This is a genomic window from Emticicia sp. (assembly GCF_049241225.1).
Taxonomy (GTDB): Bacteria; Bacteroidota; Bacteroidia; order Cytophagales; family Spirosomataceae; genus Emticicia.
In genome coordinates, this window is the sequence record NZ_JBMLRC010000299.1 from 1 (window position 1) to 11,683 (window position 11,683).

Consider the following 11,683-nt stretch of genomic DNA (forward strand, 5'->3'; position numbering starts at 1 on the left):
ATAATGGACTGTTAACATCACCAAAGGTCGTCGGTAAGCCATCCACTACACTCACAATTCCGTCACCGTCTGGATCTATGCCGCTATCTATTCTGCCATCACCGTTGACATCTAATGTGCCTGGGTTAGCAATTCCACTTTCAGCCAAGTCCGTCAGACCATCTCCATCACTGTCTAGGTCTAAGTAGTTCGGTCCACCGGTGCCATCAGTGTTCACTGGGGCTGGGTCGCCACTGTCGCCTTTGACTGTTGGGCTGCCATCGGCTCCGCCTAAGATTCCATCTCCGTCGGTGTCGGTTCCGTCTACCACGCCATTACCGTCGGCGTCTACCAATAATGGATTTCCGCTTTCAATCAAATCGTTGATACCGTCGTTATCACTATCCAAATCGTACGGGTTTGGTCGGGTGTCGCCATCTTGGTCATCACCAACTAAGGTGTCGCCTGTGCCTGCACTCGATGGAATACCTGTCAATCCTGGAGTTCCGTCTGCTCGACCATCGCCGTTGGCGTCTGTACCTCCTGACTCTACCACATCATTGATGCCGTCGTTGTCTGAGTCTAAGTCTAATCTATTTGGTATGCCATCCCCGTCGGTGTCCGCACTTAACTGAGCATCTTCTACCGTATCTAGTATACCATCGTTGTCATCATCTAAGTCTGTTAGATCAACAATTCCATCATTATCAGTATCAGCACATGGCGTCCCAACAACAACTATTGGACTTGCTTCTGAATAACAACTTGTTGCCGCATCAAAATACGCAACATAGTAAGTTCCTGCACTAGCAGCACTAATTTGTGTTGGTGTTAATTGGTTAGATGCCGAAACTGGTAACGCACTATGATATGTTATAGTACTACCTACGGGAGTTCCTGTAGTTTCAACCGCAGTACTTAGGTCTACAGTAGTAACTGGACAGGTATTTGTTATTACTCTGAGTGGTGCTGGTTGGCTATAACAACTATTTCCATAGTTATAAAAGCCGTAGTACAATCCTGGGCTAACAGCCGTTGGATTAGTGACCAATGGTGAAGTTGGTAATGCACCTGTATGCCATTCAAACGTAGCCCCTATGGGATTAGTTGTTGGCTGATGAGTAGTAAGATCCGTGGGTGGGGTTTGTGAGTATGCTACCATACTACAAACAACAAGCACCAAACTCGTTACCCAATTTTTGATATTATATTTCATTTTCATCAGAAATAATTTATATTGAGTAATGATTTTACTTCAAACTAGGTGCAACAGTAGGGACACAGTCAAGAGTCCAAACTTCTGAAATTGCTTTCTTTGGTGGCTGGGCTAAGTTAGCACTACATGAGCCAGCTCCTCCTATGGTAAAGTTTACTGTACTTAAAGTAGAACCATCATAATTTACAGGAATTGAGAAGTTTTGAATTCCAACTGTGCCTGTACATACTTGTGTAATTCCATTTGCGAGGGTCATTCCTGAACCACTTATTGTAATTGGTGATAAACAACCTGTAGAAGTTATATTTACAGAAACCACCAAAGTATTTTGACTTGGTTGCCCAAATACAGGAGCTGTATAAATCTGTGTTTTAGAGCAATCAATTGTTCCGATTGCCGGGCATCCATTTACAGTAGCTATGACCGTAGTTGCCCCAGATGCTCCATTTTTATCACTGTAACAATTTCCGACTGCATCATAAAATACTGCATAATAAGTACCAGCAGGAGCAGTAGTAAGATTATTAACTTTATTTGCTGCTGTTGCAGGTAGAGCACTGTGCCACTCTAATACAGCCCCAGCTGGTGTATTGCTCACAGTTATTGTAGTCAGATTAATTGTTGAAGCAGGACAAGCATTAGAAATAGTTGTAGAACTTAATGCAGGGGCTGTAGTTCCAGCATTACAGCAAACAGCTATACTACTATTGATTGCTCTTGTTGAATAAGTTGATGTATAATTAATTACACCGTTATCTGCCACCGTTTCAAGGCTATTAACTAAGCCATTGGTACCAACCGCTCCGCTGAAAACAAAATTTGATGTAGTGTTTGTTGTTGCACTAGCTTCAAATGCATCAGAGCAACCATCATTATCTGAATCTAAATCTAAGTAGTTGGCAATACCATCACTATCGGTATCCAAGTCTTGACAAGCCTCCAAGATCATTTCTATTCCATCGCTTCCTGCTCCTTCCACTCCAACACCTGTAATATTAAATGTTAAAGAAGTAAATGTAGATCCATCAGCTTTTTTCAACTCTACAGTACCTGCTGCTGTTCCAGTAGTGTTATTTGCATTTGCTCCTGGATTAGTAGCCCCTAAATCTATGTTTGGTTCTCTAAAAAACTTATCAGTAGTAACTATCAATTGTGTATTTCCCGATAATTTATTCATTGCCATACCTGAAGTGGTTAGCGTAAATTCGGCTGAGTTTGAAAAGAAGTTACCAGTACCTGCTTGACCACTTCCTCCTAAACGGTCTATATTCAATAATAATCTAGTAATTGGGCTAGCAAAAGTGATTGTAAGCTGTCTTGTACCCGCATCACCAGAGGCCGGTGTAGTTGAAGTTTCAGGTGCTGTATCCCAAGTATGTGTATATTCTAAAGATGTAGCTCCAGCAAGGCTTGGATTAAACCAAAAATTGGTAGTATTGAAAGCACCATTAGGAACATAGGTGATATTTGTATTTGTTCCAATAGAAGCAACAGAGTTAAAAGTAACCCCCACACTACCTGCAGAACCAGAAGCCTGCGTTCCCGAAACTGTCCAAGTTGTTGTAGGAGAAGGCGTCACACATCTTCCTTCTGTCACATCTGGCACACCATCATTATCATCATCAATGTCATTGTCATTAGTTATACCATCTCCATCATTATCAGTACAAGATATAACAGTTGCTGTAACTGCAGTTGCACCTACTGTACCAAAATTATTACTGTAACAATTATTGACAGCATCATAGAATACAGCATAATAAGTACCAGCTACAACAGCACTTGGAACAGCCACTTTATTTGCTGCCGTAGCGGGTGTGGCAGAATGCCACTCAAGTACAGTGTTTGCTGGGGTGTTGCTTGCTGTGATTGTCGTTAGGTCTACAGTTGAAGTTGGACAAGTGTTCGACTTTGTTGTAGCTGATAAAACAGGTGCTATTCCTCCGGCATTACATGCAAGACACGAATCCTCATTATCAATTAATCCATCACCATCATTATCTATACCGTCTCCACAAATTTCTGGACTTGCAGTTGCCAAAGCACACTGCACAGGAAATGAACATCCGTCATTTACATAAGCATAAAATACTCGATAAGAAGCTAGTAAGCCTGCGAGTGAACCTAATCGAATTTCGACCTCATCAAAAGCCGAACAGAAAACAGCGTTAATATTAGTTCCTCCGCCAATACCCAAAACATTAATTAAGCTACCGCCTGACTGAGTTGCTACAACTGTACCATTTAATTTAGCTATTAAAGTAACTCCATTAAATAATCCAGCTATGCCACCGTTTACATCGGCTACCCAGCCTACACGAGTACCTGCTGGGTATGTTTGGGGAAGCTTTACAGAAATAAAACCGAATCCACCTACTCCAACTGGTATACTAACTGTAGCGAAATCCGTAGTATTGGTATTCGTAACGTTGGCAGTATTACTCACACTACAAAAAGCACAAAGACCACCTGTACCGCTCCCAGAAACACTTGCCCCAACTGCGGTTGTCATGTTTGTAGTAGTACACTGGGCTTTTAGGTCAGCGAAATTGATTAACATTACAAATAATATACCCAAAAAAATACGTACATATTTGCATACAGATGTATTTAGGCATTTTTGAGGAAGTAACGATTTTTCCATTTTCATTTTTATTTATTCCTTAACTGAGAAACATAATTGTAACGTATGATAAATTCACTATTATTGTTTCATAAAGCCTCAAATAATGTGCCAAATAACAAACTTGAGCAGCCCTATGGTTCGCGAATTGTTGAATTAGATTTAAAGATTAGTCTTTAAAAAAACAAAACCCTTATGATTCAAATGCTAATTTAATAGCACCTGCTACATTATAAACCGAATCTATTTTTTTTAAAAAATTATACTTTTTCAAGAATAAATATTGACGGTTGAACTAATGTCTTATCTAAATTTTAACATCGTCTGATCGATGTTTATTAACCTAATATTTTATTTCTCGATAATATTTTTAGATATAAAATAAGTTGTATTTTTTCATCTCTCCTCTTGGGCTCAAATGTTGACTATCAAGTACCTAGAAATCATCTTATTCCAATTTAACTAATTGAATACCTTTCAATAATGTTAAATAATCACATCCTTTTCCCAACGTCCTTAAGTAAAATTTCATGATAATACATTAACAGAACATACTAATTACCACTACTAAAACCTATTCAATATCTTGAAATAGTATAAATAAAATACTTTTGATTTATATTTGTTAAACTGTAGGAATGTATCATTCTTTTAAGTTATGATAGATTATAGATGTGAAAGTCACAGAAAACAAGAAATAAATGAAAAATAGCACCGATTCCTTATCAGATTAATAAATATTTGTCCGCTAAAAATGCTTTTTTATTTGAAAATTATCATATAAATTTTGCATTAGATACCGATTAATAATTTATATGGTACCGTTTAACAATAATTGTACCATTCTTGAGATAGCTCTATTTTCGCTATTTTCTAACAATTTTCCTGTCTTAACAAAAGTTGTACCATATATTTCTTTTTTAAGATTAATACAAATATTTTATGAATGTACAATTGTTTTCATATACACATCTAAAAACAATTCCTCAACTAAACCTAGCTTAATTGAGGTAAGTATTAAGAACAATTTAATTGACAATATTTTACCACAGAGCTACACGAAGTACGACACGGAGTTACACTCTATGAAACTCTGTATTTTCTTAAACTCTAGGCAAGTCCGTGGCGACCGACACTCAGCACAAAAAATACTATAAGTTTAATTTTTACGGTTACTGTATGATCAATTAATTTATACCCGATTTCATTTTTTTGATAAAAAAGCCTGTCACCTTACCTCATATACGAGGCGTCCGAACAAGTAAAAAAAAACTGCCCCACTTTGGGTGAATTACTGATGCAAAATAGATCGTTCTTTAATATCATTCTATTAGCAAGAATATACAAAAGCACAAAGGCACTTATCTACAAACCACAAAGGGCCATGGAAAAATCTATATTTAAAATAGTGGTATGTCTAAACATTTCTGTACCGCATATGTTAGATTATTGAAAAGTAAAACTCTAATAAATATTGTAACTTCGAAAACTGAAACAAACAACTATTAATTGAAGACTCACGATATTTGTAAATGTAAAATAAGAAAACTTGTGAAGATATAGGTTCTATAAAACATCCAAAAAAGTTTTTCTTGAGAACCTTGATAAGATAATTATATCAATAATGAAAGTAGCAATAATTGGTGCAGGTATTGGCGGAATTGCCACGGCCATTCGGTTGGCTAATAAAGGTCATAAGGTAGAAGTTTTTGAGGCGAATTCTTACCCAGGTGGAAAATTGAGTGAATTTCAGCAAGGCGATTATCGCTTCGATGCTGGGCCCTCACTTTTCACCATGCCACAGTTTGTTACCGAATTATTTGAACTTTCAGGTCGAAATCCTGCTGATTACTTTCAGTACACTAAACTTCCTGAGGTTTGTCGGTATTTTTGGGATGATGGCACAAGACTCAACGTTTCGGCCAACATCAATGAGTTTGCTAAAGATGCAGAAAATAAACTGGGCGAACCAGCAGAAAATATCACAAAGTTCTTGAAAGAAGCCGCTTTTAAATATGAAATTCTGAGCGGACTGTTTCTCGAAGATTCGCTGCATAAATTCTCGACTTGGACCTCTAAAAAGGCATTCAGAGGTTATCTGAATTTACCCAAATTGGGCATTTTTGGTACGATGAATAAGGCAAACGAAAGTTTTTTCAAACAACCAAAAACCGTTCAATTATTCAATCGGTATGCTACCTATAATGGCTCTGACCCCTATCAGACTCCTGCTACGCTCAATATTATTCCACATTTAGAATACAACGTCGGGGCATTTTTTCCGAAAGATGGCATGTTTGGCATCACACAAAGTTTGGTCAATTTGGCTAAGGATTTAGGTGTAAAATTTCATTTTGGTGCGAAGGTTGAAGAGATCAGCCCCCCAACCCCCGATGGGGGAGCTAAAACGTTTTCTATTTATTTGGAACAAGCGAAAAACTCCACCATCGGGGCTTGGGGCGACCGACGCTTCGGGGCTGTCGTTTCCAATATGGACGTTACGCCAACTTATAGAAAACTACTCCCAAAAGCCAAGCATCCAGATAAAATTTTAAACCAAGCAAAGAGTGGTTCTGGTCTGATTTTTTATTGGGGAATCAAGAAAGAATTTAAGGAACTGGGCTTACACAATATCTTTTTCTCGAATGATTATAAGACCGAATTTGAGCATCAATTTCAGAAAAAAACGATTTATAAAGACCCAACAATCTATCTAAATATTACCTCGAAATACAAAAAAGATGATGCTCCCGAAGGTTGTGAAAATTGGTTTATTTTGCTCAATGCTCCCGCCAACGAAGGTCAAGATTGGGATAAAATAATTGCCGAAGCACGACAAAATGTGATTGATAAATTGAGTCGAAATTTGGGTGTAAATGTTGGTGATTTGATAGAAAACGAGTCTATTCTTGACCCTCGAAGCATAGAAATGCGTACTTCTTCGGCTCAAGGGGCTTTATACGGCAATAGTTCCAACAATAAATTTGCGGCATTTCTGCGTCATGCAAATTTCTCATCTGACATTAAAAACCTGTACTTTGTGGGTGGTAGCGTTCATCCAGGCGGTGGGATTCCGCTGGCACTTTCATCGGCCAAAATTGTGGCGGATATGATTGATTAGTCCACAGTTTTTAGTCCGCAGACCATAGTAAATAGTCCACAGTCAATGGTCGACAAGTCTACAGAATGTTAGTAAGCCTACTTAACAAAGCAGTAATGGATTTTATTTCACAAAATCTATTACTGCCGCTACAAACTCGGCTGGTTTTTCGGCTTGTACCCAATGCCCTGCTCCTTCGATGGTCTGGACAATAGCATTCGGAAAAATATCTCGAATAACAGGAATATCTTCATCATAAATATAGCCAGATTCACTTCCTCGCAAAAATAATGTTGGTGCAGCTACTTCTTTAGCATCAGTAAAGTCACCTCCAATTTGATAAATCTCTCTACTCAAAACTGGCAGATTGATTCGCCAATCAAATTTCCCATCTTCCGTGCGATAAAGGTTTTTGAGTAGAAATTGCTTTTCACCAGCATTGGTTACGTATTTTGATAGCTGAACATCAGCTTCATTACGATTTGTGAGCGTTGATAAATCAATCGAATTTAAGCCTTGAATGATATGTCCGTGATGCGATGGATAAAACTTGGGGGCAATATCAACCACAATCAATTTTGAATATTTATCGGGGTATTTCATGGCAAAGTGCATGACGGTTTTCCCACCCATCGAATGCCCAATGATTATTGGTTTTTCGAGCTGACTATCTTCGATAAACTCATTTAAATCATCAGCCATTAGTTCATAACTAAACTCCTCACTACGAGGCGATTGTCCGTGATTTCGAGCATCAATAGCATATACGGCATAGCCTTTTTCAGCTATCATTTTACTAATCGAAAACCAATTATCTGACGAGCCAAAAACACCATGTAGAATCAATATCGGCTGTCCTTCGCCTGTTTTTCTAAAAAAAAGCTTCATGCTTGCAATGAATGATTTGAAGCACAAAGGTATAAACGAATGTAGAATGTAAAATGTAGAATGATGAATTATTTACAATCCTTGCCTAATTTCTTCTAAATTAATAAGTATGTATTACAACAAACATATCCTTTAACACCCCAGTGTCATGCTAAAAGCATCGAAGTTTATTTACGGTGAACAACCCAAAAAGCCTTCAATTACTAATCTATGGCATGTTGAAGGAAAAACTGTAGAATTTGAGGTTTTCTGGTTCGTTAGAAAATTATACAAATGGTTCTAATTCTTTATCCCCTTTTAAACTTCAACTCACAAACATTCTTACCAATACGTTTGCCATTTTTTAGGCCTTGCTCATTAGAATTTCGGTAGTGAATACCACCATAAAGGCGAGAATTAGCTGCTTCTTCGGCAAATTCAAAGAACGAGTCGAACGAACGAGGTTTGAAGCCTCTGGCCGCGTGAGAGTTGTCAGTAAAACGATAATTGAAACCAAATAAATCAGATAATACCTGGGCGGTTGCACCTGACACAGAGGCGTGCCCAGAAGTATATTCGGGAAAAGGTGGAGTTTCTAGAATTGGCTGCCAAGTGCGGTCGATGGTTGTTCGAATATACGAAACTGGACGAAGCACGTTGTGCATAAACTTACATTTCCAGCACGAAATAAATGCATCGGCAGCGGCAATTCCCACTTTACAAAAAACTTCAGCAGTGCGATCTAGTTTTAGCTTTTCAGAGGCAATAATTTGCGAAGCTATCGAAACTGCATGGCCTGGCGGTGTGAAAGTTTTTCCTGCATCGTCTGACCAATATTGTGCAATCGTTGTTTGCTCGGCTGATAAGTTTTTTCCGACACTGTAAACTTCGAGTGCTTGGGCGTACATTAGTGATGAAATACTGGCCTCACAGCGTGGTGGAGCGGGTAATTCAAAATCAGTATTTCCTTTTACAAATGGCCGATTCTTCCCCCAATTAGGTTGTAGCGGAATTTGCTGTTCACCTGTAGGTGTCCATACGCAAGCACCACTAGCTGGCTTATAATCTTTCGGAAAATTCTTCTCGTAGCCTTCGTGTCCGCCATCACTTTTCGAATAATCAAATATAGCTTTGGCTACAGCTTCGCCATATTTCATGGAGCGTATCGCAGTCTCTGTATCAACTTCATACTGAAATTTCCTTTCAAGGGCACTCTTCAAAGAATCAATTTTCGCCAAATTGATTTTTGAAGTATTGGCATAAAGGCTTTTGATGATGGCAGCTTGGGCGGCATTGGCGGCCAGAACCCAGTGGTAGTTTCTTCCAGCTTCAATTTTTGGAGTTGTCTTAAACTCATTCAAAACACCCACCAACGATTGATATTCGGGCATTCCGTTGACCAACGATTCATAAAGTGTAAGACCAGAATAACCTAATGCCCTGGAGGCAACTGGTGGAGAAAAACCAGGGGTTGTTGGAATCAATCTTAGTTGAAGATTAAACCATGCCACAGCTACTTCATTTGAGTATTCTTTGACGGGTTTTTGCGAGAAAGCTACTTCAATCAAAAATATCACAAAGCCAAGAGCCAATATGGCTACTTTTCTTAACTTGTTTGATATGTTTTGTTGAATAAGCATCATCAAATTTACAAATTGATTTACAAAAATAAAAGATTTGATTAAATAGCCGTTACCAACGATGGCACTTTTTGGGAGTACCATCGAGGTAGCGGCAGAGCTTAAACAAAAATAAATTAAGAAATCATCGTGTATAAAATCTTTGTAAGTCCACGGTTGATGGTCAATAGTCGATAGAAAAAGCATTTTCTGTGGGCTACCGACTGTTGACGGTGGACTATTTCGTAAATTTCAGTTTCAAAATATTCTTTGCAATATCCTTGCCATTCTTTTGGCCATTTTCGTTGCCTTGTCGATAATGAATTCCGCCGTATAGACGTGAAATTGTGGCCTCATTGGCATACTCATAGAACGATTTGAAACTTCTATCTGGGAATTTGCCTGTATGAGTATTATCAGTAAAAGCATAATTAGCACCGAAAATTGATGTAAGGGTTTCGGCTGCTGCCCCCGACCCTGATGAATGACCCGATGCATACTCAGGAAATGGCGGCGTTGTGAGCAAAGGCGACCAACTTGGACTAATAGCCTGACGGATGTAAGTTACTGGACGCATCAAATTATAAGTATATTTACCTCTCCAACAAGCCACAAAAGCATCGTTTACGGCCATTCCAACTTTAGCATACACTTCAGCTACCTTATCAAGTTTTACCTTCTCTTTTTTCAAGATGATATTGGCAATATTGAAATGATGGCCTGGAGGTGTAATGGTATTTGCCCCATCGGCCCAAAAATTTGCAATCGCTTTTTGTTCGGCGGTGAGTGCTCTTCCAAGGTCATAAACCTCTTTAGCTTGCTTAAACATTTCTGAATTTTCTTTAAACGAAAAAGCTACAGGAGCCGCAGGGTTTGTAGTCATATTCGACGACGAAAACGTTCGATTTTTGCCCCAATATGGCAATAAAGGTATTTTCTGGCTAGGACTCGTAGGCTCCCAAAATCCAATGCCTACCGGCACTTTATAATCTGTTGGGAAATTACTATTCCAACCTTGATGCCCACCATCAGTTTTTGAATATTCCCAAATAGCTTTACCAATTTCCGACCCAAATGTATTTGATCGATTTATTATTTCTTGATTAGTAACACCTACTCGAATCGCATTCTCGATATTTCTGCGTAACGAATCAATGGCTCGTTTGTTGGCATCATTTGTAGTCGAATACATTTCAGTGATTAAAGTACTAAGAGCAGCATTAGCAGCTAGGCCCCAATTATATTCTTTCGTTAGATCAGGCTTAGGCAATGATGTTAAGCCATTTAATTCTCCGACCAATGATTGATATTTTGGCATTCCATAAACCACACTTTCGTATAAGGCAAGACTTGTATAACCCAACGTACGGGCAGCTACTGGCGGTGCATAGCCTGGTGTTGATTTGATAAGCTGCAATTGTAGGTCGGTCCATCGAGTAGCAATATCCGAATTGAACTCGCTGGTTGCTTTTGAAATACTGATTGGCGTTGGCTCTTCGGTACTCTTTTCTTTACAGGAAGTAAAGAGTATGCCCGAAAGAGCTACAAACATAAATGCCATTATTGAAGTGCAAAGTCTCTTTTCGAAGAAATGTATAGAACATTTATTCATAATTATAACCATTAATATTGTCGATTCCTCAATTATATTAATCAGTAAAGCAATTATCTTGCCAAAGATAAAAAGGCAATGCAATAAAAAAAGCCTCATAACTTGCTGTCTATAAGGCCTTTAGTCAATCCTACACCGTTTAATAAATTAAGTAAAGTGTATGTTAAGCTCAAGAAATGAATAAAAAATTACCTAATCAATAGATTTAAACTCACCTGCTTGATGCCTTTTGGCCATTTCTACGTAGTGAGCAGCACTCATCAATAGCTTTTCGGCATACTCGGCAGGCAATTGTTTTACAACCTTTGCGGGTACTCCCAAAACCATCGAATAATCAGGTATCTCCATACCTTCGGTTACTAAAGCACACGCTCCGATGATGCAATGTTTACCAATTTTTGCTCGGTTCAGAATCGTAGAACGCATACCAATGAGCGTACCATCGCCTACAATCGCACCATGAACGATTGCTCCGTGACCAACTGTTACATCATCGCCAATAATAGTTGGTTCGCCAAAATCGGCGTGCAGAATTGCCCCATCTTGAATATTGGTGCGTTTCCCGATAATGATTTCTTCAACATCGGCACGAATTACGGCCGAATACCAAACTGATGAATCTTCGCCGAGCGATACTTTGCCAACCACGGTGGCATTTTGTGCAATA

General features: G+C 38.7%; 6 protein-coding genes and 1 pseudogene. 1 reads left to right on the plus strand and 6 read right to left on the minus strand.

Translation table 11 applies throughout. From position 1 onward, the window contains the following. Positions 1-1,195 (minus strand): annotated as a pseudogene (locus ACOVO2_RS16095) (hypothetical protein); the annotation flags it as partial. Positions 1,196-1,229: 34 nt separating this feature from the next. Further along, a complete protein-coding gene (locus ACOVO2_RS16100; RefSeq protein ID WP_421770962.1) occupies positions 1,230-3,839 on the minus strand; it encodes a hypothetical protein in 2,610 nt (869 codons plus the stop codon). A gap of 1,603 nt (positions 3,840-5,442) precedes the next feature. Between ACOVO2_RS16100 and crtD the strand changes: the two genes are divergently transcribed. Beyond that, on the plus strand, positions 5,443-6,939 hold the full coding sequence (crtD, locus tag ACOVO2_RS16105) for a 1-hydroxycarotenoid 3,4-desaturase CrtD (protein ID WP_421770963.1): 1,497 nt from the start codon (positions 5,443-5,445) through the stop codon (positions 6,937-6,939). 102 nt (positions 6,940-7,041) lie between these two features. Here crtD and ACOVO2_RS16110 read toward each other — a convergent pair whose 3' ends face one another. The 4 genes from ACOVO2_RS16110 to ACOVO2_RS16125 all read right to left on the minus strand — a co-directional run bounded on the left by ACOVO2_RS16110 (position 7,042) and on the right by ACOVO2_RS16125 (position 11,682). Then, on the minus strand, positions 7,042-7,806 hold the full coding sequence (locus ACOVO2_RS16110) for an alpha/beta fold hydrolase (RefSeq protein ID WP_421770964.1): 765 nt from the start codon (positions 7,804-7,806) through the stop codon (positions 7,042-7,044). A 287-nt stretch (positions 7,807-8,093) separates the two neighbouring features. Next, a complete protein-coding gene (locus ACOVO2_RS16115) occupies positions 8,094-9,611 on the minus strand; it encodes a vanadium-dependent haloperoxidase (RefSeq protein ID WP_421770965.1) in 1,518 nt (505 codons plus the stop codon). Between the two features lie 31 nt (positions 9,612-9,642). Continuing rightward, on the minus strand, positions 9,643-10,965 hold the full coding sequence (locus tag ACOVO2_RS16120) for a vanadium-dependent haloperoxidase (RefSeq protein WP_421770966.1): 1,323 nt from the start codon (positions 10,963-10,965) through the stop codon (positions 9,643-9,645). A 243-nt stretch (positions 10,966-11,208) separates the two neighbouring features. After that, positions 11,209-11,682: a gamma carbonic anhydrase family protein gene (locus ACOVO2_RS16125; RefSeq protein WP_421770967.1), complete on the minus strand. Its 474-nt coding sequence runs from the start codon at positions 11,680-11,682 to the stop codon at positions 11,209-11,211. Position 11,683: the final 1 nt, after the last annotated feature.